Annotated in this window: 29 protein-coding genes and 1 pseudogene; 16 read left to right on the plus strand and 14 right to left on the minus strand. The window is 34.1% G+C overall.

All coding sequences use genetic code 11. The features are described from left to right. Nucleotides 1-9: 9 nt before the first annotated feature. Entirely contained in the window at nucleotides 10-603 is a 594-nt protein-coding gene (locus tag GKR88_00945; protein QMU62976.1) for a 50S ribosomal protein L25/general stress protein Ctc, read from the minus strand. Nucleotides 604-620: 17 nt separating this feature from the next. Further along, nucleotides 621-1,562 carry a ribose-phosphate diphosphokinase gene (gene prs / locus GKR88_00950; GenBank protein QMU62977.1) on the minus strand — a complete coding sequence of 314 codons (942 nt, stop codon included), beginning with the start codon at nucleotides 1,560-1,562 and terminating at the stop codon, nucleotides 621-623. A gap of 311 nt (nucleotides 1,563-1,873) precedes the next feature. Here prs and pfkA point away from each other — a divergent pair, with 311 nt between their 5' ends. Further along, the gene (pfkA, locus tag GKR88_00955; protein QMU62978.1) at nucleotides 1,874-2,857 is read left to right on the plus strand and encodes a 6-phosphofructokinase; all 984 of its coding nucleotides are present in this window, start codon (nucleotides 1,874-1,876) and stop codon (nucleotides 2,855-2,857) included. A gap of 31 nt (nucleotides 2,858-2,888) precedes the next feature. Further along, nucleotides 2,889-3,881 (plus strand): type I glyceraldehyde-3-phosphate dehydrogenase, encoded by a 993-nt coding sequence (gene gap, locus GKR88_00960; protein QMU62979.1) that lies wholly within the window; start codon nucleotides 2,889-2,891, stop codon nucleotides 3,879-3,881. 239 nt (nucleotides 3,882-4,120) lie between these two features. Here the strand turns inward: gap and GKR88_00965 are convergent, their stop codons facing one another. From GKR88_00965 to GKR88_00990, 6 genes are all read right to left on the minus strand, one after another. Beyond that, nucleotides 4,121-4,687 (minus strand): hypothetical protein, encoded by a 567-nt coding sequence (locus GKR88_00965; GenBank protein QMU62980.1) that lies wholly within the window; start codon nucleotides 4,685-4,687, stop codon nucleotides 4,121-4,123. 122 nt (nucleotides 4,688-4,809) lie between these two features. Next, nucleotides 4,810-5,805, minus strand: a complete 996-nt coding sequence (locus GKR88_00970; GenBank protein QMU62981.1) for a transposase — start codon at nucleotides 5,803-5,805, stop codon at nucleotides 4,810-4,812. Nucleotides 5,806-6,055: 250 nt separating this feature from the next. Continuing rightward, nucleotides 6,056-6,889: a hypothetical protein gene (locus GKR88_00975; GenBank protein ID QMU62982.1), complete on the minus strand. Its 834-nt coding sequence runs from the start codon at nucleotides 6,887-6,889 to the stop codon at nucleotides 6,056-6,058. After that, nucleotides 6,886-7,641, minus strand: a complete 756-nt coding sequence (locus tag GKR88_00980; protein QMU62983.1) for a glycosyltransferase — start codon at nucleotides 7,639-7,641, stop codon at nucleotides 6,886-6,888. The genes GKR88_00975 and GKR88_00980 overlap by 4 nt, the downstream gene beginning before the upstream one ends. Beyond that, entirely contained in the window at nucleotides 7,642-8,031 is a 390-nt protein-coding gene (locus tag GKR88_00985; GenBank protein ID QMU62984.1) for a RidA family protein, read from the minus strand. Between the two features lie 10 nt (nucleotides 8,032-8,041). Then, entirely contained in the window at nucleotides 8,042-10,657 is a 2,616-nt protein-coding gene (locus GKR88_00990; GenBank protein QMU66605.1) for an LPS-assembly protein LptD, read from the minus strand. A 216-nt stretch (nucleotides 10,658-10,873) separates the two neighbouring features. Here GKR88_00990 and GKR88_00995 point away from each other — a divergent pair, with 216 nt between their 5' ends. The 7 genes from GKR88_00995 (at nucleotide 10,874) to GKR88_01025 (ending at nucleotide 16,994) form a co-directional block, all read left to right on the plus strand. Next, nucleotides 10,874-11,959 (plus strand): N-acetylmuramoyl-L-alanine amidase, encoded by a 1,086-nt coding sequence (locus tag GKR88_00995; protein QMU66606.1) that lies wholly within the window; start codon nucleotides 10,874-10,876, stop codon nucleotides 11,957-11,959. A gap of 48 nt (nucleotides 11,960-12,007) precedes the next feature. Continuing rightward, nucleotides 12,008-12,973: an MCE family protein gene (locus tag GKR88_01000; protein QMU62985.1), complete on the plus strand. Its 966-nt coding sequence runs from the start codon at nucleotides 12,008-12,010 to the stop codon at nucleotides 12,971-12,973. Nucleotides 12,974-13,172: 199 nt separating this feature from the next. After that, on the plus strand, nucleotides 13,173-13,898 hold the full coding sequence (locus GKR88_01005; protein QMU62986.1) for a 2OG-Fe(II) oxygenase: 726 nt from the start codon (nucleotides 13,173-13,175) through the stop codon (nucleotides 13,896-13,898). A gap of 193 nt (nucleotides 13,899-14,091) precedes the next feature. Then, a complete protein-coding gene (locus GKR88_01010; protein ID QMU62987.1) occupies nucleotides 14,092-15,405 on the plus strand; it encodes a 4Fe-4S dicluster domain-containing protein in 1,314 nt (437 codons plus the stop codon). A gap of 323 nt (nucleotides 15,406-15,728) precedes the next feature. Next, nucleotides 15,729-16,058 (plus strand): hypothetical protein, encoded by a 330-nt coding sequence (locus tag GKR88_01015; GenBank protein ID QMU62988.1) that lies wholly within the window; start codon nucleotides 15,729-15,731, stop codon nucleotides 16,056-16,058. Further along, complete coding sequence (locus GKR88_01020; protein ID QMU62989.1) at nucleotides 16,051-16,365, plus strand: hypothetical protein; 315 nt, start codon at nucleotides 16,051-16,053, stop codon at nucleotides 16,363-16,365. Before GKR88_01015 ends, GKR88_01020 begins: the two co-directional genes overlap by 8 nt. A 374-nt stretch (nucleotides 16,366-16,739) precedes the next feature. After that, entirely contained in the window at nucleotides 16,740-16,994 is a 255-nt protein-coding gene (locus tag GKR88_01025; GenBank protein QMU62990.1) for a hypothetical protein, read from the plus strand. On the opposite strand, the gene GKR88_01030 is transcribed toward GKR88_01025, so the two are convergent. The 6 genes and pseudogenes from GKR88_01030 to GKR88_01055 form a co-directional block, all read right to left on the minus strand. Then, nucleotides 16,967-17,215 carry a transposase gene (locus GKR88_01030; protein ID QMU66607.1) on the minus strand — a complete coding sequence of 83 codons (249 nt, stop codon included), beginning with the start codon at nucleotides 17,213-17,215 and terminating at the stop codon, nucleotides 16,967-16,969. The genes GKR88_01025 and GKR88_01030 overlap by 28 nt on opposite strands. A 30-nt stretch (nucleotides 17,216-17,245) precedes the next feature. Further along, a protein-coding gene (locus GKR88_01035) for an IS3 family transposase (protein ID QMU62991.1) occupies nucleotides 17,246-18,411 on the minus strand; the annotation gives its coding sequence in 2 pieces (ribosomal slippage) (nucleotides 17,246-18,162 and nucleotides 18,162-18,411; 1,167 coding nt in all). 139 nt (nucleotides 18,412-18,550) lie between these two features. Next, on the minus strand, nucleotides 18,551-19,504 hold the full coding sequence (locus GKR88_01040; protein QMU62992.1) for a DDE transposase: 954 nt from the start codon (nucleotides 19,502-19,504) through the stop codon (nucleotides 18,551-18,553). A gap of 22 nt (nucleotides 19,505-19,526) precedes the next feature. Beyond that, on the minus strand, nucleotides 19,527-19,877 hold the full coding sequence (locus tag GKR88_01045; GenBank protein QMU62993.1) for a transposase: 351 nt from the start codon (nucleotides 19,875-19,877) through the stop codon (nucleotides 19,527-19,529). Between the two features lie 67 nt (nucleotides 19,878-19,944). After that, a pseudogene (locus tag GKR88_01050) lies at nucleotides 19,945-20,604 on the minus strand (DDE transposase). 19 nt (nucleotides 20,605-20,623) lie between these two features. Continuing rightward, complete coding sequence (locus tag GKR88_01055) at nucleotides 20,624-20,977, minus strand: transposase (protein QMU62994.1); 354 nt, start codon at nucleotides 20,975-20,977, stop codon at nucleotides 20,624-20,626. A 153-nt stretch (nucleotides 20,978-21,130) separates the two neighbouring features. Here GKR88_01055 and GKR88_01060 point away from each other — a divergent pair, with 153 nt between their 5' ends. The 7 genes from GKR88_01060 to menA all read left to right on the plus strand — a co-directional run bounded on the left by GKR88_01060 (nucleotide 21,131) and on the right by menA (nucleotide 25,604). Then, entirely contained in the window at nucleotides 21,131-21,457 is a 327-nt protein-coding gene (locus tag GKR88_01060) for a hypothetical protein (GenBank protein QMU62995.1), read from the plus strand. 3 nt (nucleotides 21,458-21,460) lie between these two features. Then, on the plus strand, nucleotides 21,461-21,673 hold the full coding sequence (locus GKR88_01065) for a hypothetical protein (protein ID QMU62996.1): 213 nt from the start codon (nucleotides 21,461-21,463) through the stop codon (nucleotides 21,671-21,673). 366 nt (nucleotides 21,674-22,039) lie between these two features. Beyond that, nucleotides 22,040-22,963 (plus strand): IS1595 family transposase, encoded by a 924-nt coding sequence (locus GKR88_01070; GenBank protein QMU62997.1) that lies wholly within the window; start codon nucleotides 22,040-22,042, stop codon nucleotides 22,961-22,963. Nucleotides 22,964-23,005: 42 nt separating this feature from the next. Next, nucleotides 23,006-23,143 (plus strand): hypothetical protein, encoded by a 138-nt coding sequence (locus tag GKR88_01075; protein ID QMU62998.1) that lies wholly within the window; start codon nucleotides 23,006-23,008, stop codon nucleotides 23,141-23,143. A 136-nt stretch (nucleotides 23,144-23,279) separates the two neighbouring features. After that, nucleotides 23,280-24,059: a (Fe-S)-binding protein gene (locus tag GKR88_01080; GenBank protein ID QMU62999.1), complete on the plus strand. Its 780-nt coding sequence runs from the start codon at nucleotides 23,280-23,282 to the stop codon at nucleotides 24,057-24,059. A 10-nt stretch (nucleotides 24,060-24,069) separates the two neighbouring features. Beyond that, nucleotides 24,070-24,657, plus strand: a complete 588-nt coding sequence (locus GKR88_01085; protein QMU63000.1) for a hypothetical protein — start codon at nucleotides 24,070-24,072, stop codon at nucleotides 24,655-24,657. Nucleotides 24,658-24,677: 20 nt separating this feature from the next. Then, nucleotides 24,678-25,604, plus strand: a complete 927-nt coding sequence (menA, locus tag GKR88_01090; protein ID QMU63001.1) for a 1,4-dihydroxy-2-naphthoate octaprenyltransferase — start codon at nucleotides 24,678-24,680, stop codon at nucleotides 25,602-25,604. The last annotated feature ends 109 nt before the right edge of the window (nucleotides 25,605-25,713 follow it).

Below are 25,713 nucleotides of genomic sequence, written 5' to 3' on the forward strand. Positions count from 1 at the left end.
TAATTTGTATTATTCTGTTGTAGCCGCTTCAGTTTCTGTAGCTTCCTCCTCTTTAGAAGCATTACGGGAAGTTCTTACCTGTACGACTACTGTATTTTCCGGATGCATAAATGTATAAGCATCATTCATTAGCTCGGTAATAAATAATTTGTTTCCAATGTTTAGCCTGGAAATATCCGCATTTATAAAATCGGGTAGATTGGCAGGCAATGCCTTTACTCTTAGTTTACGATTTGTGAAACGTAAAGACCCTCCGTTTAAAACACCCGGTGAAGTCCCTACTAATTTTACGGGAATATTCATCGTAATTTCTTTATCGTCAAATAACTGATAAAAATCTACATGCAAAATTTTATCCGAAACCGGATGAAATTGAATATCTTGCATAATAACCGGGAGCTTTTCTCCGTCAATGTCAATCGTTGCAGTATATACATTTGGAGTATAAACTAAACTTTTGAACGCTTTTTCTTCTGCCGAAAAATGAACCGGTTTATCTCCTCCGTATAAAACGCAAGGAACCATACCAGCATTACGTAAGGCTTTGGTAGCTACTTTGCCCACGCTTTCTCTTTTTGATCCTTTGATTGTAATTGATTTCATTACTTACGTATACTTATTTACATTAAAAATTGATCGCTAATGGATGTATTTTCCTGAACTTTTTGCATCACATCAGCAAATAAAAGGGCGCAAGATACAACTTTTATTTTAGAAGTACTCTTTTTTAACGGTATGGTATCCGAGACAATTAATTCAGTCAGTTTCGAGTTTTCTATCTTCTGATAGGCATCTCCGGATAATATAGCATGTGTACATATCGCACGCACACTCAAAGCTCCTCTTTCTATCATTAAATACGCGGCTTTGGTTAGCGTTCCTCCGGTATCGATCATATCGTCAACCAGAATGACATTTTTGCCTTTAACCTCTCCTATGAGTTCCATATGAGAAATGACATTGGCTTTTTTACGTTGTTTATAGCAGATAACTACATCGGAATGCAAATATTTGGAATATGCATAAGCTCTTTTTGAACCTCCCATATCCGGAGATGCAATGGTTAAATTTTTTAAATTCAGGTTATTTATATACGGCATAAAAATAGTCGATGCATATAAGTGATCTACAGGTTTTTCAAAAAAACCCTGAATCTGATCTGCGTGTAAATCCATTGTCATAATTCTGGTAGCTCCGGCAGCTTGCAATAAATTAGCTACCAGTTTTGCTCCGATAGCCACTCTGGGCTTGTCTTTTCTGTCCTGGCGAGCCCATCCAAAATAAGGGATCACTGCCGTAATGTGTCTTGCTGATGCCCTTTTTGACGCATCTAACACCAATAGCATCTCCATAAGGTTATCTGCATTCGGAAATGTAGAACCTATAATAAAAACCCTGCGCCCTCTTACGGATTCTTCCAGGGCAGGCTGAAATTCTCCGTCACTGAAATGAGAGGTTTTTACCTTTCCTAATTCCACACCGTACGCTTTGGCAATTTTTTCTGCCAACTCCCTGCTGTGCTTGCATGCAAAAAGTTTTGGAGATAATTGATGTAATCCCATGTAGTTGTATCTTTTTTACCGGTTGTAACTAAACAGGTAAAAATAAAATTATTTTATGAGTTTGATTGGTAATTAAACCACTTATATCCAAAAGAATATGAAAATAATCCAATCTTGCTATGAAAATTCCAAATTCCATCGCTAAAAATACTCGGCGTAACTAAGCCTGTGTTTTTTAACTTGAACTTTGAAATTTTCCTCACACAATCTTTAGACCACTTTAATATTCTTTTTAGTATTAAATCGAAATCGTTTTCGTTTTTTTTTGTCCGAAATAAGTAATATTAAGTATTTTTACATCTGTAAAACAGATGAAAAAAATTAAAAAAATAGCGGTCATGACCTCCGGAGGAGATGCTCCGGGAATGAATGCTGCCATACGTTCGGTAGTGAGGACTTGCGCCTACTACAGAACAGAATGTATGGGTATATACAGAGGATATCAGGGAATGATTGAAGGAGATTTTTTACCACTGACAGCAAGAAGTGTCAACAATATCATCCACAAAGGAGGTACCATTCTTAAATCTGCCCGCTCTGAAAAATTCAGAACCAAAGAAGGAAGAAAAAAGGCTTATGGCCATTTGTTAGAAAACAATATCCGGGCTTTAGTAGTAATTGGCGGTGACGGTTCCTTTACAGGTGGAGTTATTTTTAACCGGGAATACAAGTTCCCGATTATTGGGATTCCCGGAACTATAGATAATGATATTTTCGGATCATCGCACACTCTGGGATATGATACGGCACTAAATACTGCCGTAGAAGCCATTGACAAAATCAGAGATACAGCATCTTCACACAATAGGCTGTTTTTTGTAGAGGTAATGGGTAGAGATGCCGGATTTATAGCACTAAATGCCGGAGTTGGAGCAGGTGCGGAAGAAATTTTAATTCCCGAAGAAGATTTGGGGTTGGACAGAATGCTGGAGTCACTCAAGAAAAGCAGAAGAGCGGGGAAATCATCGAGCATTGTTGTAGTAGCTGAAGGAGACAGATCCGGAAAAAATGTATATGAACTGGCAGATTACGTAGAAAAAAACTTACCGGAATATGATGTAAGAGTCTCAGTATTAGGGCATATGCAACGAGGAGGAAGCCCTTCCTGTTTTGACAGGGTTTTGGCAAGCAGGCTAGGTGTAAAAGCCGTAGAATTAATTTTAGATCATAAAACCAATTTAATGGTTGGCTTAAAAGATAATAAGGTGATTGCTACCGATCTGGAAGAAGCAATAAAAGGAGGCCATACTATTAATATGGAATTATTGAGAGTTTCTGATATCATGACAACATAAAATATAAACCAACTAAAGAAAACACTACACAATGATTAAAATAGGAATAAACGGATTCGGAAGAATAGGAAGGCTTGCTCTTAGATCAGCAATAAGCCGTGAAAACATGAAAGTTGTTGCCATTAACGACCTGTTGGATGTAGATTACCTGGCATACTTATTAAAATACGATTCGGTACACGGGCGTTTTCAGGGAGATGTAGCAGTAAAAGACGGAAAACTCGTAGTAAACGGTAAAGCGATCAGAGTAACTGCAGAAAGAAATCCCGAAAATTTAGCTTGGGATGCAGTGGGAGCAGATTATGTGGTTGAATCTACAGGTTTTTTCTTGACAAAAGAAAAAGCAGGCTTACACATAAAAGGAGGTGCAAAAAAAGTGATTATTTCTGCGCCGTCTAAAGATGCGAATATGTTTGTGATGGGTGTAAACCACACTACACTAGCTGCCGACGAAGATATTTTTTCAAATGCCTCATGTACTACAAACTGCCTGGCACCGTTAGCAAAAGTGATTCATGAAAACTTTGAACTGGAAGAAGGACTAATGACTACGGTACATGCGGCAACATCCGGGCAGGGAATTGTAGACAGCCCGAACGGGAACAGAAGAAGAGGACGGTCGGTATTAAACAATATTATTCCTGCAACTACAGGGGCCGCTAAAGCAGTAACCAAAGTAATTCCCGCACTGGAAGGAAGACTAACAGGAATGGCCGTAAGGGTTCCTTTGGCAGACGTATCGTTAGTGGATTTGACTTTTAGAACCGAAAAAACAACTTCTTTGGAAGCTATTTTAGCAGCTCTGAAAAATGCCTCGGAAAACGAACTAAAAGGAATTTTAGGCTATACGGAAGATGAGGTAGTTTCACAAGATTTTGTATCTGACACCCGGACTTCCATTGTGGACGCAAAAGCTAGCTTGGCATTAAATGGGAATTTCTTTAAGATAATCTCCTGGTATGACAATGAATTTGGTTATGCCACCAAGATTATAGACCTTTTAGAATATTCAGCATCTCTTTAATATTATGAGGCCTTTACAGAATTTATTTGACAAAAAAGTTCGACACCCGAAGAACATTTTCAACCGGAATAACCGGTTGGTTTTGAGGATTTAAAATTTTCGAGAAGGAAGAAATTTGAAGCCAAGTCAATTTCAATACGAAATATATCACTATTTTGCAAAGGTCTCATTATGGTTCCAGATTCCGGGTTTGAAAATTTCGGGAAAATCGAATTAATTTGAAATTTTCACAGATTGGACTACTTTATGATGCTTTTGGGTATCATTTTATATATCCTTATATAAATACGATGCTTTTTAAACTCTTTAATTAATTGATAACGATCAGATAAAAGACTCAAATTCTCATCGGAAACATTATATACATTTGCATGTAAGGCATATGTATGCGGTTGATTAAAACCTACAAAAGAGCGTTGGTCTTCAACCAAATCAATATCTGTAAATCGGCTCAGATTTGGAAAAAAAGAAGCCACATCTTTGATGTCAATTCGGTTGTCTTCCAAATAAGCAATTGCCTGATGCCTTAGTTCATAATAAGGCAGATGTGCTATGGTAGCATCCCACCCTTGAGATATTCTTTGCGGATATATCCAAAAACTTCCGGTAGTAATTGTTAATATCCATATCGCTAAGACTACTTTTCTAAGTGATTCTTTGATATGATTTAAAAATAATAAATGAGCAACGAGTAAGGTAGCAATCAAAAAGACAGGCAATAAATATCTATGAGCAGATAAATTTTTTGCCCAAAGCATATTTACGGTCATAAAAAGAGTCAGAATAACCGTAAAAAAAAGTAACATTGTTGTCTTTTTGTCTTTTCTTTTTTGTTTTACGTACTGTATAAAAAGAATCAATCCTATCATAAAAACCCCCGTATTCTATGATAAAAACAAGTAAAAGTTGAGATATTATTTTTACTAATTTATGCAGCAAATTTAAAAGTATCTACATAGGGTGTTTGTCGTTTGACAACGGCAAACACTCTTGCTATTAATTTGTTTCTAATAATGTTAACGGTACTCATTTTACTTTTGCCTTGTTTTATTCTTTTATGATAGTATAATTTCATTTCTGGGTTATGTTGTATAGCAGAAATAGCGCACATATTAATAATTGCTTTCAATTTTTTATTAGCCAAATGAGAGACTTTTGTACGTCCTTTAATACTAGTTCCAGATTGGTAAGGAAAAGGAGCAACACCACAATAAGAGGCAAACTTTCTCCAGTTTTCAAATTTTGAAAAATTGTCAGTAAACACAATCATCATTATAGCAGTTTGCATTCCTATACCTTTAACACTAGTAACAAGTTTATAGGTTTCTTTTAACATTATATTTTGGTCAATAATAGCTTGCATTTGAGTATTAATCTTGTGTATTTGTTTGGTTAGTTCTGCAATCATTTTTTGTTGAACGTCAAAGATTATTTTATACTCTTTTGCTTTATAAATTCTTTTTTGTTCTTTCAAAGTAACTTTAAAACCAGCTCTTTGTTTGTTAAGTTTTGTCCTTAAAGATAAGAGACTTTTTAGTTGTAATATACTTCTTTTAGGTAGCTTACTGGGTTTAAGTTCTTCTTTTAATCGATACCCATATAGAGCAATGCGTTTGGCATCAATTTGGTCATCCTTTCCACGAGCAATACCAATAGATCTTTTAATTTCTAAACCAGAAGCTATGAAAAAAGATAATTTTTGTTCAGTTAAAGACACAGATAATAAATGAGAGTACATTCCTGTATGTTCAAATACAAACATGGTTTCTTCTTTAGAGAAAGACGAATTTTTAAAACTCCACTTTAGCATTAATTTAAATCCAGATTTACTGTTCTCAAACTGTTGAACAATTTGTTTAGAATAGATACAAACATCAATTAATAATTTACTGACATCGATTCCGATAATTTCATTTGTTTTCATAATTTTGTAATTAGATATTAATAATAGTTACTTAAACTAAGACCTTTAATAAGGGCAGAAACTGAAATTCTATATGGTTCTAAGTAACTTTTAAAAAGAACGGAGACTAATACGGGGGATGGCTCTAAAAAGCTAGCTGGCCGCTAAAGTTCACTCCGTTCTTTTGTGTTTTTGGTTATCAACAAAATAAGAGTTATTAACAAAGAAAAAAAGAAGCAAAAAAAGAAATTTCATCATAACTATTATGTTTTTATTTTAAGTAATTATTTCTATTTGCTAATCTAAAGGCTTTTCCATAGTCTAAAAACCTCCAGATCAAGATAGCAACATTCTTTAAAAACCCTGAAAAATCAACTCTTTCAAAGGCATCGGCCCAAGGAGAATTTGCATGATATCCTATCCAGCCCTTTGCCGTATAATGATACACATTAAAAACAATAAATATCAAAATTGCGGGAGTATAGATCCAAGCTCTTTTAAAAAGGTTCGGAATGAGTATCCTGATATTTTTACTGAATAATTTATTTGCATATCCATCTAATATAAACAAACAAACAGCAATCATCATACCTCTCATACTTGTTAAAAATAAACAAGCAATGGCGCATGAAATCAACCACTTGTTGTTGCTTAACACCGCATTAGCAGCCATCAGAAAGAAAAAAACCAACGGCACATCAGGAGAAACCAACGTTATTTGTCCCAAAAGGGTAGGCGTTAAAAGGATGAGTAGTGTAGTAATTCCTACGTTTTCTTTGGGAACAAATTTTTTAACCAGCAGAACGGTTTGCCAAAACAACCCGACAATAAAAGGTAAAATAGCCAGATGGCTGACAAATAAGGTTTTGTCAAACAGCTTCCAAAATAATGCAATATGACAGCCAAATGCAGGAATATGCCCACTATCTATTTCGTCAGGCAATAAGATAGCCGAAAAATTATTTTCGTAAAAAACCCGGGCATGCTTTGATCCTAACTGAACGGTATCCCAAAAAAAACTGTTTTGACAACTAACTGCCCATAACACGATAAGAAGTACAAGGCTAAAAAATATGGCTATTTTATTTAGAATATCTTTTCTCATGCGGAAGAAACCTTTTGGAAAAGACTATTTTTCAGGTTCATTTTTTTGGATAGAAAATATTGAAAAGAAGTTTTTAAAACCCCTAAGCCATACGTAATACTTCTGTTAAAATTGATAGAGGAGGCCTCTTTAAAATACTTTGTCGGGCAGCTGACCTCTCCAATTGAAAACCCTGCAAAACATATTTGAGCAAGCATTTGATTATCGAAAACAAAATCATTCGAATTCTTTTGATAGTTTATTCCTTCCAGTACTTTTCGGGAAAAAGCCCTGTACCCTGTATGGTATTCTGACATCTTTTGATTCATTAAAATATTCTGAATAAATGTCAAAACCCTGTTAAAGAAATATTTATACAAAGGCATTCCTCCTTTTAACGCTCCTTTCCCCAGTATCCTGGAACCGATTACAACATCGTATACTCCATTTGCAATCATATAGGCCATTGCCGGAAGGATTCTTGGAGTATACTGATAATCAGGATGCAACATAACAATAATATCTGTATTCAACTCCAAGGCTTTATGATAACATGTTTTTTGATTGGCTCCGTAGCCTCTGTTCTTTTCGTGTTTTATAACATGATCGATACCTATTTCCTTTGCAAGCTCAAACGTGTTGTCTGTGCTGAAATCGTCAACTAAAATAACAGTATCTACAATGTCTTTCGGAATTTCTTCATATGTTTTTCGCAGCGTTTTAGTTGCATTATATGCCGGTAGAATAACACTGATTTTTTTTCCATGAATCATTTACGATGATTTGACAGCAATCATACTGATTTCAACATTCACAAATTTAGGTAAGTTCGCAACTTCTACGGTTTCTCTGGCAGGTGCAGTTGCTTCATCAAAATAGCGTGCATAAACACTGTTGATTTCTGAAAAATGATGCATATCCGAAATAAAAATAGATGTTTTTGCCACATGTTCAAAAGTCATTTCAGCAGCTTCTAACACTGCTTTTAAATTTTTCATGACGAGTTCGGTTTCTTCGGCAATACTATTTCCCAATGCCAATGTTCCGTTTTTCGGGTCAATGGCAATCTGCCCGGAGATATACAAGGTATTTCCGCTTAAAACTGCCTGATTATATGGCCCTATTGGGGCAGGAGCTTTGTCTGTTTGGATAATTTTTTTCATAAATGTAGTTTTAAAATAAAACCCTATCCGGTGGTTGGTTTTTATCCCATTTCAAATCACTTAAAACAGAAGATTTAACACCGATAAAGAAGTTATAAGAAGTATTCGTTCCAAAGGGAACCCAATTAAAATTAAACTTCCAGCTATCCAGATCACGGGAGAAATTAAATCTGGAGAAAGTAAACCCGCCTCCCACAATATCATATCCCGAAGAAAACCCTACATTCCATTTTGGAGAAAGTTCCAGGTTACCACTGAAGATTACCGAATGAATGCTAATCCCAATATTTCTGACACCGTTATTAACATATGTTGCCGTATAAGCCAGGTTTACATTCCAAGGTATTTTGGCCTTGTATAATTCTGTCTTTTTTGTTCCGCCGCCTCTATTTTGAGGGGTATTTGCAAACCTGTTTGTAGGGTTTATATTGGCTCCCAGCACATCCGGGGTGTTTTGATTTCCATTTCCACTATTGTTTTGTTGCTGATCTTTATCCTTTTCATCACTTTCAAAATCTTTATTGGATAATGTATAATTGGCCGTAAGATTTGCACTGGCAATTCTAAAAATTCCCGCATTAAATTTATCAATTCGCTGCCCGTTACTATTTACCTGATAAGGGTCCAGGGAAGCTGCCAGATTTACAGCCATTCTATCTTTGAATAGCCGAGTACCGGCAGTTACACTCACCGGAGACCAACGCAGACTGTCTGCTGCAATATTATAGGATGTGCTAAAGTTTAAATTATTTAAAATAGTAATCTTTTTATCTTCTTCATCACTATCCGGGTCTTTAGGTGCCACTTTCCCTTCAACCACATTATTTATTGAAATTCCAATGGAGTTACTCAGCCCGCTACTAGGCCTTCCATACACTCCTTGCTCAAAAGGAGAATAGGTCAGGATATCCGTAGGATCAGAACTTTGCTGTACGGTTCTGTTATAGATACCTGCAAAATCCGGACGGTAAGAATAGGATATGGAGGGCCTGATAGTATGGCGAATAGATTTTAAACGGCCTTTGCTTTTTTTAAAGTTAAACGTACCGTAAATATTTGTAGATAAGCTTAGCCCCGTAGTATATTCCCTAAAACTTTTAAAACCCCTGATAGTATCTGTCACAGTGCCTCCTACGGTATTGTCAGCATTTACGAGATTCGGATCGTATGTTCTGTTGATATAATCAAAGTTCCACACCTCTTTATAATTGATATTTGGAGAGAGTGTAAAATATTTGAAGACTTTTATATTAGTGCTTGTATTGGTCGTATGCTGCATTCCGGCTTTTGCATTTCTAAACATTTCAGGTTTCAAAAATAAGCTGTCAACGGTATTGATCCTATACTCCCCCTGCATCGTATAATTAAACCCCATTTTTTGAATCGGATTCTTTTTTACCCCTCCTTTTCCGGTAAAAGGATAGATTCTGTCCATCGTTAATTGTAGTGATGGCAACGTCATGGAAATACGTCGAGTATTGGTATTTTGAGAATGTGTTGCCGTAATATTTAAATTGAAAGGGCTTCCTACAAATCTTTTTTGGTAAGAAACAGATGAGTTAAAAGTATTTGTTAAAAATTGCGAATTATTGAATTCATTTAATGATTGCCTGAAATACTGGCTACTCCCTAAGTTTACCGAAGCGGAAAATCTGGAATTAGGGCTTGCTTTTGAATCTTGGTTATGCGCCCATCGGATATTAAAATTAGTAGCTTCGGAAAAATCATCAAATCCTCTGAGGCTTTGAATGATATTTTCAAAACGCACACTAAAATTACCATTAAACTTATATCTGACGACATAATTGGAGTCTCCTCTCAACCCCCAGCTCCCGTTTGTATACAAATCACCGGTAACAGTAAAATCAAAATAATCGTTGATAGCAAAATAATATCCTCCATTCTGTAAAAAAAAACCTTGTTGGCTATTCTCTCCCCAGGAAGGAATAATAAAACCTGAACTCCGTCGTTCTCCTATGGGGAAATAAGCAAATGGTAAAAACAGCGGAGTAGGCACATCGGCAATCACCAAATTACTCATTCCGACAATGATTTTCTTTTTAGGAACCAATTTAGCTCTATCTGTTGAAATATAATAGTCGGGCTTTTCTTTTTCCGAGGTAGTGAATCGAATTTTTCTAATATATATGGTAGAATCATTCACTCTTTTGGTCACTTCTCCGTATGTAGTAATCCCCGGATCTTGTATGGTTTTTAAATTGTAAATCAAAGCCTGTTTAGTCTTAAAATTGTACACTAGTGAGTCTTGCTCAGACTCCTGATCTCCCTGCCTAAATACGGGCCTTTGTAAATAGCCTAAACTATCTTTAATACCTTTTGCATATAGTGTATTTTTTTTATAATCAACAATGATAATACCGGCTTTTAAATCAATATCACCATATACAACATGAGCTTCGTTGTATAAAGTTACTGTTTTCTCTTTTGCATTTTGTACCGTATAATCTTTAGCAGTATGTGTAATAATACTCTGAATAGCTTCTTTGGGTTTGACAGAATCCAAAGCAACGGTGTCTTTCTTTTTTAAAAGCAAACTGTTATTTTTCTGAACCCGGGCAGTATCTTTTTTACCCGGTTTTAGCGTGTCTTTAGTTACTCTGGGAATTGCAACTCCTTGAGGCCTTATATCCTGTGCACTTATTTGCAATCCTACAAAAAGAAATATGATATAAAGTATGTAAGATGGGTTTGATCGCAATATTTTAAATACTATTTTTGTTTACAGGTAAAAATATGGTTCAATAATTGAGCCACCAAATTTGAAAACCTCAAAATTAGTTAAATTTTGTTGATAGCATTTGTACAAAATCATAAATTCCAGATGAATCGCCTTTTTAAAGCCTATGTGTTTTTAGCCTTTTTGAATGCTGGTATTTTACCTGTAATACACACTCAAAATAAGCAATATGTAGTGGTGTTGGATGCCGGCCACGGAGGCAAGGACCCCGGTACTTTAGGCAATGGGTATAAAGAAAAAAATATCGCGCTAGAAGTTACCTTACTTACCAGAAAACTACTGGCAAAATACAAAGACATTAAAGTTATTTATACCAGGAACAAAGATGTGTTTGTAGAATTGCATGACAGAGCCAAAATTGCTAATAAAACAGCAGCAGACCTATTTGTTTCATTACATTGTGATTCACATGCTTCAAATGCTTACGGAGCCGGCACTTTTGTATTGGGTTTGAGGGGTAATAAAGAAAACCTGGAGATTGCTAAAAGAGAAAACAGCGTTATTTTTCTTGAAAAAGATTACGAAAAGAACTACGATTATGACCTGGATTCACCGGAATCCATGATTGGATTATCACTTTTACAAGAAGAAAACTTAGATAAAAGCCTGGAGATTGCCAGCCTGATCCAGAATAATTTAGTACACAATTTAAAGCGCCATGACAGAAAAGTAAGACAAGATAATTTCTTAGTACTGAGAAATACGGTAATGCCCAGTGTGCTAATAGAATTGGGGTTTTTAAGCAATAAAAAAGAAGCACGCTACTTAAACTCCAAAAAAGGACAGGCAGCATTAGCAAACACCATAACCTTGGCAATTCGCAAATACATCGACCGGCTAAAGTTAAACACCATTCAAAATACAACTACAGTAGTAAATGACAACACAGAGATCCCTAAAAAAGGAACTTTAGAGTTTAAGGTTCAGATTGCCTCCGGGAAAAGAAAAATAAGCCCAAAGCCGTATAACTTCAAAGGACTAAAAAATGTAGAACGGGTAAAGGTAGGAAACTACTACAAGTATTATTACGGTACTTTTAAAGGCTACCGGGAAGCTCTGAAATACCATAAAAAAGCAAAAAGAAAGGGCTATACTTCAGCATTTATTACCGCTTTTAAAAATGGTAAAAAAATATCAATAGCAGAAGCTATGAAATTAGCTCTAAATTAAGGTAGAACTACCAAAAATTATTAGTAATATTGTAACAAAACCATCAAAATGTCTAAAGAATTTAAAACAGGCATCGCAGCTATTATCATTATTGGGATGTTTATCTGGGGATTCAATTTTTTAAAAGGACAAAATATTTTTGATGGGAATGCCCGACATTTTTTTGTAGAATATAACAATATACAAGGCCTCGATAAATCCAGCACAGTAACTATTAACGGCCTTCAGGTAGGTAAGGTAACGGACATCAGATTTCACAAAGACATTGCTAAAAAAGGACAATTGGTTGTAAAAATCAGTTTGGATAATGATTTTCAATTTGCTAAAAACAGTATTGCTAAAATACATGCTTCAAGCCTTTTAGGAGGCCAGTCTCTGGCAATCATACCCTCTTATGAAGGAGAAATGGCCGTTTCGGGCGATTATTTACAAGGAACAGTGGAGGCAAATATCTTTTCTTCGGTAGGAGAAAAATTAACACCTTTGCAAGCAAAACTTGAGCACGCAATTGTAAGTACAGATTCCTTGTTTCAGGGAATCAATCAGGTGCTAAAAAAGAAAACAAAAGAGAGTTTAAGTAACAGTATCATAGAATTAGGGCATATTATCACAAGTTTTAGAAAAACAATCAAATCTGTGAATCAGTTGCTGGACTCAAGTAGTGCCAATATTAAAGGAACATTAAAAAACACCGAATTACTCACTGCAAAAATTGTCAAAATTTCAGATACTTTACTGAATGCTAACTTAGGTGTCAGCATCAAAAAAATGGACACTACTTTAACGAATATAAACCTGTTAATAAGTGAATTAAAAAACGGAAAAGGAACCTTAGGAAAGTTGATGACAGATGAGCAAATGTATACCAACCTCACTAAAGCTTCCAAAGAGTTAGAGGAATTATTAAGAGAAATAAAATTAAACCCGAAACGCTTTGTGCATTTTTCATTATTCGGAAAAAAAGCTAGGCCTTATAACGGGAATAATAATAAAAAGAATATAAACAATAAATAACGAGTTGTGGTTGATATTCAACGGCATTTGGATAAAAATTTACAATTTTTCATTAAAGACGTATCGTTAACCCTAAATCTGTCAGGGTAAAAATAATAAAGAACAAATTAACTACTTAAAAACAATATTCAAACTGTATATGATCTATAAAAAGCCGTTAGCTAAAATTGAAGATATCTACTTACTAAAATAAGATACTATGGACAGAGATAAAATAGCAAAATTGATATCGAATAGACTAACCAGAGGCAAAGAATTACTCAAACAACAATATGATAAGTCAAAAAATAAAATAGGTTATTTTTATATTGATAATCTCTTACCTGCAGAAATTGTTAATGAAATTGATAATCAGTTTCCATATCAAAATATAGAAGTGGTTAATTGTATTAAACATATTTGTGGAATAGAAAACCTTCAACCCGATGAGTATCTATATGCCGGTGGAATATCTTCCATGAAGAAAAATCAATTCTTGAACCCTCATTTGGACAATTCTCATGATAAGGATAGAAATAGATGGAGGGTTTTAAATTTACTTTATTATGTTACCCCAAATTGGAATGATGAAAACGGAGGGCATTTAGAATTATGGCCTAACGGTCTAAAGAAAAAGCAAATCACCCTATATTCTAAGTTTAATAGATTAGTTGTTATGGCTACACACCAATTGTCATGGCATTCTGTAAGTCCTGTCTTAGTCGATTCTTATAGAAATTGTGTATCTAATTATTATTTCTCGAATAGTCCATTACGATTGAATGATAAATTCCATGTTACAACTTTTAGAGGGCGACCGGAACAAATAATTACAAATCAAATTTTAAAAACGGACTCATTTTTAAGAATGAGTATCCGAAGACTTTTAAGAAAGGGATTAAGGAAAATCTACATGTATACAAAAAGAAGAATTAACTTTTGCTAACAATGTATCAGTAATAGCAGTTTAGGTGATAAAATAAAAGTATAAAACAAATATCCGTGTAAATCTGAAAAATTAGTGAGTAGAAATCTGTTACTAATCATGTACAAGCCCATTTTGAATATGATATTTACCGGAAGCATACAACTTTATAAAAAATGAGTTCAAGTGTATAATTAACCAAACAAAACGATATATGGGGTATATATCAAATATACTTTTTGCCATACTATTGGTTGCAGGTATAGGCCTTTTTATCATACGTATTCGAAAGCTTATCAGAAATATCAAATTGGGTAAACACACAGGTCCTTTTGATCATACATCTGCTCGATGGAGAAATATGATAATGGTTGCATTGGGGCAGTCTAAAATGGTAAGCCGTCCTGTTGCCGGATTTTTGCATATGATGGTCTACATAGGATTTATCATTATCAATATTGAAGTACTGGAAATTATTGTTGACGGTTTATTGGGAACTCATAGAATATTTCTTCCGTTACTGGGCAAATCGTTTTACGGTTTTCTAATAGGAAACTTTGAAGTGTTGGCGATACTGGTGTTTATTTCAGTTGTTTTCTTTTGGCTAAGGAGAAACGTTGTCAATATAAAGAGGTTTGTGAATAAGGAAATGAAAGGGTGGCCCAAAAATGACGGAAACCTTATTTTGTATTTTGAAATGGTATTGATGCTGTTGTTTATTCTCATGAATGCTACAGACCCCGATTTTCAAAAAATGGCCGGTGGAAACCCCATTAGTCAGTTTGTAGCGCCTTGGTTTTCAGGCCTGCCGTTAGCATCAGTACATCTGATAGAAAGGACTGCTTGGTGGATGCATATTACAGGAATTTTCATCTTTTTAAATTATTTATACTATTCCAAGCACCTGCATATTCTCCTGGCCTTTCCCAATACCTATTACGCAAACTTAAATCCAAAAGGACAATTTACCAATTTGGAATCCGTTACCAAAGAGGTAAAAATGATGATGGATCCGGGTGCAGACCCCTATGCTATGCCTGAAGGAGAAACAGAAAACGAAGTACCGGAAAAATTCGGGGCTAGTGATGTTACTGATTTAAGCAGAGTACAATTACTAAATGCCTATACGTGTACCGAATGTGGGCGATGTACATCTGCCTGCCCTGCCCACCTTACGGGAAAAGCATTATCTCCCAGGTCGATTATGATGAAAACACGCGATCGGCTGGAGGAAGTAGGAAGAAATTTAGATAAAAATAAAGGAGTCTTCAAAGATGACGGTAAACAACTATTGAATGATTATATCACTCCGGAAGAATTGTGGGCTTGTACCAGTTGCAATGCCTGTGTAGAAGAATGCCCGGTAAATATAGATCCGTTATCAATTATTACAGATATGCGCAGATATCTGGTGATGGAACAATCCGCTGCTCCACAGGAATTAAATATGATGATGACAAATATTGAAAATAACGGTGCACCGTGGCAATATAGCCAGCAAGACAGGTTGAACTGGAAAGATGAATAATTGAACCAAACAGGTAAACAAGGCCATCATCAACCTAAATATACTGTAGAGGCCTTTGCAAAATTGATTTGGCAAAAAAGTTCGATGCCCGAAGAACATTTTCAACCGGAGTAACCTGTTGGCTTTGAGGATTTAAAATTTTCGAGAAGGAAGAAATTTGAAGCCAAATCAATTTCAATATAGAATATATCACTATTTTGCAAAGGTTTCTTATATTCGAAATGTTCTCTGTAACTTTTGGAAGCATAAAATTAAGAAGAAATTAAAATAAGTAATTAATAAATAAGTTTATATTTGTATTAAACTATAATGATTAGTTAAATATGGACATCAAAATGCATAATTCTATAAAATTTAATAATCAAAAAATAGAAAATTTAAAAGAAGCTAAGTTGATATTTTTTAGAGCAATTGAAAAATTCTTAAAAAATAACCCTGAAATGTCTACAGAGATAGAAGAATTAAAAAGGGAACTTGAAAAAATCTATTTGACAAAGAAAGCTAATTACGTTCTAGAAAACAAGATACAAGTTTTAAATCAATATCTGGAAAACGCTTTCCATTTTGCATTATCAAAAGACAATGAATTGGGAAAAGGATCTTCTAGTCTCTATTATTTAAAACATTCTAAAAGATTTACATTAAGTGAGTAAAGGTACATCAGAAAGCAACGATACCTCTGAAGAATTGAGCAATATCATTCCAAGTCAACCTCAAAGTAAGATTAAAAATATGCTTGAGGAGATTGAGTTATTAGCACTACATAAAGAACGAGGAAGTGGAATTGACATATCTTCATTTAATGAATCTCAAAAAGATAAGTTGTTAGATATCATGGCTAAAAATGAAGAGAATGCTTTTTCTTTTTATTCAAAGCGTTTAGAAACTGAAAAAGATATTGAAATAAAAAGGTTAGATACTTCAATTGTCAACCAAAAAACATTAAAAATAATTGTGTAATTGGAGGTATAATAGCAATCCCATTAGTTACAGTTCTAATTATGTTCTACAAAGATACTTACTTTGTTCCTTGGCTAACATTTTTAGCTGGTTTAGCTGGTGGAACAGGAATCAGCAAATTATCTAAACATATTTTGCAAGCACCTGAAAAAACTAACTTCGGGGAAGAATAGTAAGTCAGGCTACAGAGAACACAGTATAAACTTAATAAGGTCAAAGATTTAAATCAAAGTTATTTATGTGTTTGTGAAAGTAGTTGTTAAACCGAAAATCATAACACATAAATCCCTTACTAAGTTTATATGAGACCGTTGTAGGCAATATTCACTGACTAACAAACTGAATTATAAACTAAAAATACAACGGAAAAAATTATGAAAACAAGAATTAATCAACTAATCAAAATTGGAATTCTAACTTTCGGCATTTCATTATTCTTTTTTACAGCATGTCAAACTGAAAATGAAGTCATCGAGGAAAATTTGACAGCTGAAAAACAAGATTATTCTGTCAACAAAGTCAGGTTTTCAGAATTTGAAAGTAATACTAAACTTGTAGAGGTACTATCTAAATTAAATAGGATCAAGACTAATTGTTGTGTTTATGCAAAAATTGTAGTTAATCTATAGAGGAAGAATTCTGTGTTTTTGACCCCTCTAAATTGTAATCTAAAGGCTTTGATTTTGGCATTGAAAGATTCTGCCGCTGCATTAGTACTTCTATTAATGAAGTAATTCAATATTGATCTATAGTTAAGCCTGATAGAGTTTGCTATGGTATTAAAAGCCTTGTATGCTGTTTGTTCTACATCTTTATACCAATGCGCTAGTTTTGTATAAGCGACTTGTATTGGATATGCAACAAAAAATGGTACAAAAAGTTAAGCTACATTTTTGATTTGATATAATTTTTCAAATTCGATGATATTTTTGTAACCAAGAGCAGAATGTCTTCTGTATCTGTTGTACCAAGTTTCTATGTATTCAAAGACTTTAATTTGAAGACTTTTGTTGGATATAAACTTATTGTCTATCATTAGTTCTGTTTTGATTGTTTTAAAAAAAGATTCAGCTACTGCATTATCCCAACAGTTTCCTTTTCTACTCATACTGGGTGTTACATGATAACTTTTAAGGATATTAACAAACGCATGAGATGCGTATTGTACACCTCGATCAGAATGAAAAATCATACCTTCACAAGGCATTCTGTTGTTTACAGCCATTCTCCATGCAGCAATGATAGTTTGTCTTGCTTTGAGTCCATTGCTCAAAGACCAACCAATGACTTTACGATCAAACAGGTCAATAATTACCGTTAAGTACAGCCATCCTTGTGCAGGCTTTAAATAGGTAATATCAGAAACCCATTTCTGTGCAGCAGCGGTAGCTTTAAAATCTCTATCCAATACATTATCAGCTACTGGATATTGATGCTTAGAATCTGTCGTGACAACAAATTTCTTTTTACGAACTGCTTTAATCCCGTGTTTTTTCATCAATCGTGCTACCCTAGACCTAGATACTTTAAACCCTTTAGCTTTGAGTTCCTCTGTAATTCTAGGACTTCCATAAGTAGATTTACTTCGCTCACAGATACGGTGAATCTCAGAGAGTAGCATACGATTTTTTCCATCTCTATCTGATGGAACATAATTCTTACTCCTGTAATAACTGTTTCTACTAATTTTAAAAATTTTACACATCTTCCCAACCGGATATTCTCTACTGTAATCTTTGATAAATTTCAATACTTCCGATCGCTCTTGGAGAAGATGCTCACGGCCTTTTTTAAGATATCCCGCTCCATGGTAACATCCTTGAGCTGTTTACGTAATCGCTCTAACTCTTTCTGATCTTCTGTGAGTTGTTTGACGCCATTACCGCTAAAAGCTAAATCAGGACGCTGTTCTAATTCTCTACGCCATCTGTAAATAAGATCTGCACTGATTCCCAATTCCATGGCAATCTGCTTTGTGTTACCTCGTACATTGCTTAATTCTACTGCTTTAATTTTAAACTCTTTACTGTATTTTCTTCGTTTCATATGGTTAAGTTATTTTAGATAAAATTAGCTTAACTCTTTGTCACTCTAAATGTAGCAAGTCCATATTGAGTTTGCTGTGTTGAAGATATTTCTAAGTCCTTGTACGAGCTTAAAAGGGATCAAGACTAATTGTTGTGTTTTAGGCAAAAATTTGTGTTAATCTGAACAGGAAGAATTCTACATTTTTAACACCTCTAAACTGCGCTCTAAAGGCTTTAATCTTAGCATTAAAAGATTCAGCAGAAGCATTTGTACTCCGATTGATAAAATAATTGAGTATTGACCGATAATTTATAGAAATTGTATTTGCTATTGTATTAAAAGCTTTAAAACCAGATTTTTCTACATCATTATACCAATGTGCTAGTTTTGTATATGCAATTTGTATTGATTTAGCTGTATTGAATATATTTCTAAGGCTCTGATTTAAGTTAAAAGCCTTTTGAATATCAGGATATTTTTCAAAAAGTATTTTGCTTCTTAGATATTGATTTTGTGTCCATTTTTCAGGAGATTTATAGAGTAAATATCTACTTCTAGCTAAGAGTTGTTTTCTAGTGTCCCCATTGTCAAATATCTCAGGTTGATACTCTTTACCTTTTGTTTTTGCTAACTTGATTAGGTCATTTTCTAGGTCTATTGCATTCCATCGATGTTTTATTCTAATATCTTGTAGCGCTTCTAGAGCTAGTTTTTGCACATGGAATCTATCAGTTACTTGTATGGCCTTAGGGAAACATGTTTTGGCTATATTTTTCATAGAGTTCGCCATATCTAGTGTAATTTCTTTGACTTTGTTTCTTTTTTTAGAGGATATTTTAAGTAACTGTTCTATAATGGGTTCTATCTTAGTGCCTGCAAAAACCCCTACAATAGCTCCTTTTTTACCTTTGGCTTTTTTATTGGTAATAATGGTGTAGAGTTCTCCTTTAGACAATGCTGTTTCATCAATAGATAAATAAGCACCTATATTTTCAGGAAAAACATGCCACTCTTTAGCATGTTTTTTTTGTTTCCATTGTTTAAACTCACTTAAATAATCACGATATTGACGTCCAAGTTTTTTACCATCAACTCCGTAAAATCTACCTATAGTTCTACAATCACTGGTTTCTCTATCTACTAATTTCTTTTAAAAAAGCAGCGAACTGCTCTGTCATTCGAGTCCCCTGTGCTACTAAATTCCAATCTCTTTGTACAATTTGTTTGGTCTTCCTATCTAACCATCTACGACGTTTAATGTGAAGATATACTGTGTTGCCTCGTAATGGAAAGTCTTGAATGGTAAGCTCTTTATGAAATCCGTGAGCTATCAAGATACGTTCTGATTCTTCTTTGGGAACTATGTTACGTTCTTCAAAATACAAATGCATCACTTCATTTTCAACACTATGTTTTGACAAATCAAAATGTTCAACTAACAACTCTGGTAAAATTAATTTTAGTAAATCTATATAAGTATCCAACCTCCTTTTTTTACAAAGATCACAATACTATTTTAAATTCACACACAACTTTTGAGATTGATCCCTTAAAAGCTGTTTTGATATCAGGATATCTTTTAAAGAGGATGTTAGCTCTTACTCTTTGATCTTCTGTCCAATTACTTGGTGCTTTGTAGAGTAAGTATCTGCTTCTAGCCAAGAGTTGCTTTATGGTATCTCCATTTTCTAATATTTCAGGGTAATATTCTTTGTTATTGGTTTTGGCAAGTTTGATCCGTTCATTTTCTGTATCTATGGCTTCCCATCGATGTTTGATCCTAATTTCTTGAAGTGCTTCTAGAGCTAGTTTCTGTACATGGAATCTATCGGTTACTTGTATGGCTTTGGGGAAACACCGTTTGGCAATCAGCTTCATGGAGTTCGCCATATCTAGGGTAATTTCTCTGACCTTGTTTCTTTTCGCAGATGAGATTTTAAATAGGTGTTTGATAATAGGTTCTGCTTTGGTAGTAGCTATGATCGCCACAATACTTCCTTTCTTTCCTTTAGCTTTTTTATTGGTAACGATGGTGTAGAGTTCTCCTTTTGATAAGGCTACTTCGTCGATAGATAATCGAGTTCCTATATTCTCAGGGAAGATCAACCACTCTTTGGCATGAGACTTTTCCTTCCACTGTTTAAACTCACTCAAATAATCTCGATACTGCCTTTGGAACTTCTTCCCATTCACGCCATAGATTCTTGCAATGGTTTTGCAATCACTCTTCTCAGTATCGACTAATCTCTTTTAAAAAAGCAGCAAACTCACCTGTCATGCGAGTTCCCTGAGCTACTAGATTCCAATCTCTTTGAATGATTTGCCTAGTCTCTTTATCTAACCATCTACGTCGCCTTACGTGAAGATACACAGTGTTTCCACGCAAAGGAAAGTCTTCAATAGTAATCTCTTTGTGGAAACCATGAGCAATTACATTAGGATTTATGACTTCTTTAGGAACAACATTACGCTCTTCAAAATACAAATGAAGTTCCTCATTTCGATGAGTGTGTCTTACCAAATCAAAATGTTCTACGAGCATCTCAGGTAAGATGAATTTTAAAAGGTCTAAGGATAATTCCAATCTCTGTTTTTTTTTACAAAGATCAAAACTTTAATTCAATCCACACAAAACTTTTGACCCTGATCCCTAATTGCTTCGTTTCACTCGCAAAGACACACTTCATTCAATCTTCAATTAACAATTAATCTTCATCTGAACTCACACACAACTTTTGTGACTGATCCATTAAATACTTCTTTTAAAAAGAAAAGGAGCGGTTTGACCAGTCGTTCAAATTCATCTGAACAAATTTATGACTTAAATACTGATGAAGCTATATATATTGAAAATAATGATGGTACTCATCATTCATACACATTTTCCATTGAAACAGAAGATGGGAGTTTTAATATTGAAAACATTGTTTTATCTTCCCGAGAAGATGGAAGTTATAAGGCTTATGATTTTGTTTCAGGTTTGGCAAATCATATTAGGGATTTAATTACTAATAATCCGACTTTAAACTCTGGTCAAATAGCAGATTTAATCAGTTTTCCATAAAATATGAAATATTATAAATTAACTTTTAGTAGTAATGTTAAAGAGGTTGGAAAAATACCTCAGAGTGAAGAATGCTTGATGGGAGATATCCAACAAGACTTTATTCCCTGGGAAGGAAAAATAGATTTTGATTTTAAACTTCCTGAACCCAATCTTGAAAAAAAACAAAACAGACTTCTTATATTAATGTTGTTGCCATACCTTCATTCTTTATAGTAATAGATGATGAATTTTTAAACTTTCTTAGAATTTTTAATATTGGAAATTATCAGGATTGGAAAATAAATACTTGGCTTAATAAAAAAGAGGTAATAGAAAATTACAATTTATTTCTTATAAATGATACAAAACAAGCTGAATATATTGATTTCAAAAAGTCTGAATTCTATTCAAAAAAACTAGGAGATTGGAACAATTCAAGCATTCAAAAACCTGTATTAGTAAAAGATTATGAAGAATATGTTTTTGAAAAAGAAAAATTAAGAAAAGATAAATTAATGCTACTTCATAAAAAAGTTAATTGATTACACTTAATTATGCCACTAATTTAAAAATTCGTATCTTAATATAAAGTTTAGAATTATGAATTTACTACATTTTATTGAACAATTTCCAGATGAGTTTTCCTGTAAATCACATATGAAGTTGGCTCGTTCAAAAGAAGGAGTCATTTGCAAAAAATGTCAATCAAAAAAGCACTATTGGTTAAAGTCTAAATGGATGTGGCAATGTTCTTATTGTGGTTTTAGAACTACTCTACGCAGCGGTACTATGATGGAGAACTCCAATTTACCTATTCGTACTTGGTATCTCGCTATGGCATTTATGACTTTTAGTAAAAAAGGTATTTCTGCTGCCGAATTACAACGTCAGCTCAACCATACACGTTATACCACTATATGGTCTCTTATGCACAGAATACGTTCGGCTATGGGAAAACGAGATAATTTATACGACCTTGAAGATATGATTGAGTTTGATCAAGCTTACTTTACTGTGGCAACAAAAGAATCCGACAGACAAAAGCTTAAAATAGGCAGAGGCAGTCAAAAACAATCTAACGTAGCGGTAATGGCAGAGTCTGTACCTTTAGAAGATTTAAAGACTGGGAAACAATCCAAACAATGTCGTTATTTTAAAATGAAAGTTTTGGATACTCATAAAAAAGAAGAAGTCAACACGCTTATTGATAGTAATTTTGATGATACATGCATTGTTTTTAGCGACAAAAGCACGTCTTATGTAGACATAGGTGATTATGTGGAAGTACACATTACTGAAAAATCAAATAAAGAAACCACTATTACCACACTAAAATCGGTGCATATAGCCATAAGTAATGCAAAACGCACTCTGTTAGGTATTTACCATAAAATTAAAGGAAAATATTTGCAGAATTATCTTGACGAGTTCTGCTATAAACTCAACAGACGCTATTTCGCTGAAAGACTATTTGATAGACTGGTAGTAGCTGTCACTCATCAATACTGGTATAAAAGTGGGTAATCAATAAAAGTTATTTTAGATTTAAGAAAAACAAGTGAAGATATGTTTAGAATAATCAATGCTCCACCCGGAGGTTATTTTGTGTCTGAAAAACTTAAAAATGCAATTGAAGAACATGACTTTACTGGAATGGAATTTAAAAAAATAAGTAACTTAGATAAAGTTGAAGTGATTTATTAATACTGGCTACAACAACGTATAAGCATAATAAGGGTTTAAATAAAAAACTAAATGCAGTTTTGTTACTTGTAAAAGTAGTTTCTAAACCGAAAATAGTAGAGTACAAAACCGAAGTATACCATTAAATAAGAATCATATGAAGGTACTGACAATGGCAGAAATGAAAGCTCAGGGAAAACAACCGGAAGTATTGTTTTGGGTAGGTTCTGCAGGTAGTTATGATGATAGAGCAAAGAAAATTACAAGAGCTTTTGTAAAAGTGTTGCATACGGCCCGTGTAGATTTTGCAGTTTTGGGAACCGAAGAAAGCTCAACAGGGGATGCGGCAAAGAGAGCAGGAAATGAGTTTTTATTTCAAATGCAGGCAATGGCAAATATAGAGGTTTTAAATGCTTATGGGGTGAAAACGATAGTAACTGCAGACCCTCATTCATTTAATACCTTAAAAAATGAATATCCGGGTTTGGGAGGAAAATATAAAGTATATCATCATACACAGTATATTAAAAAATTAATAGATGAAGGTAGACTTTCTCCGGATAGTGTTACCCTAAAAGGAAAAAGAGTGACGTTTCACGATCCCTGCTATTTGGGAAGAGGAAACGGAGAATATGAATCTCCTCGGGACATTATTAAAAAACTGGGAGTGAATTTAATTGAAATGAAACGTACTAAAAGTAAGGCGCTATGCTGTGGTGCCGGAGGAGCACAAATGTTTAAAGAGCCCGAAAAAGGGATTATGGATATCAATATCTTAAGAACTCAGGACGCATTGGAAACAACCCCTGATATTATTGCTACAGGATGCCCCTACTGTAATACAATGATGACAGACGGAGTTAAATTCAATGAGAAAGAGAATCACATCTTAGTAAAAGATGTTGCAGAGCTAATTGCCGAAGCTAATCATTTATAATCGTTATAAAATGCCATACATTAAAGAAGAGGACTTAGTAAAGTTACATTCAGAATTAGACCAGTCAGAAAAGGAGAGAAAAAAATTAAAAAAGGGGTTTATCGACTTAAAATTAAAGTCTAATAAAGCGTTCAAGCAAAACAAAAATGAAAAATGGATACTTCTTTTAGTGTTCATTGCATTTATTATTGCTATCGTGTTCTTGTATATGAATCATACGGAAACAAAAAAGCAAGCTAAAAAAGCTAGCCATCAAACTACTCTTTTATTAGATAGTATTCAGAAATTATCTGCTCAAGATCCCGAGGAAATAGATTCGGATGTGATTTATTTTGTTCAGTTGGGAGTTTATAGAAATTTAGATTTGGAATTTGATCCCGAGCAAGTTACCAATTTTAAAGAACTGGAAAAAGACGGCTTGAAAACGTATTTAATAGGCTCGTTTTTAACATATAACACCGCTCGTAAATTTAAAAACGAAATAAAAAAAATAGGGCTAAAAGATGCTTTTCTGGTAGCATATAATAAAAATAAAGACAGGATACACATTAAGGAAGCACTGGTACTCAGTAATGAAGAAGAATATATTAAAGATTAATGCCTTAACAATAAAAGGCCATGCTAAAAAACTATCTCAAAGCTGCCAGATTAAGAACCCTGCCATTGTCAATAGCCGGAATTATAGTCGGATCTATACTTGGGAATCACGATATATATGCCCCGTCTCATACAAGTGTTAAAACACCTGTTTGGGAATCGTTACTTTTTTGGCTAGCTATACTAACCACGATTGGTTTTCAGATACTTTCCAATTTTGCAAATGACTATGGTGATGGTATTAAAGGAACAGACAATCATAGAGAGGGAGAAGAACGTCTGGTAGCTTCGGGAACCGTCACACCCAAACAAATGAAACGGGCAATAATAGTAACCGCTATTCTTACCATAAGTATTGCTTTATGGCTAATTTATACAGCTTTTGGTAAAAATAATTTTGAGCATTTCATGCTCTTTTTCTTACTGGGAATAGCAGCTATGGTAGCAGCCATTAAATATACGATAGGAAAATCTGCCTATGGATACAGTGGTTACGGAGACTTGTTTGTTTTTTTATTTTTTGGTTTGTTAAGTGTAGCAGGAAGCTATTTCTTATTTGCAAAGGAATTAACGTACACTATTTTTTTGCCTGCGTTTTCTGTCGGACTGTTAAGTGTGGCAGTATTAAACTTAAATAATATGCGAGACAGAAACAACGATCAATTAGCAGGAAAAAATACACTGGTGGTAAAGATGGGACCGGAATTAGCAAAATACTATCACTATTACCTGCTTATAGCCTCCCTGCTATTTGCTTTATTATATACGGCTATTCAATATCAAAATCCAAAACAGTTTTTATTTTTAATTGCTTATATTCCATTAACTGTACATTTCATATTTGTAATAAGAAATAAAGAAGAAAAACGATTAGACGGAGAATTAAAAAAAGTGGCTTTGAGTACTTTTTTATTTGCAATCCTTTTTGGATTAGGCCAGGTTTTGTAACTTTAGAATGCTAAAAATGAGTCCATGAAGACAATAAAAATAATCTTAGGGGTTATTATTTTCTTATCAATCGTTTTTTTTTGCAACGGGTCTGATAGTCAAAGAGATT

This window comes from Flavobacteriaceae bacterium, assembly GCA_014075215.1.
Lineage (GTDB): Bacteria > Bacteroidota > Bacteroidia > Flavobacteriales > Flavobacteriaceae > Polaribacter.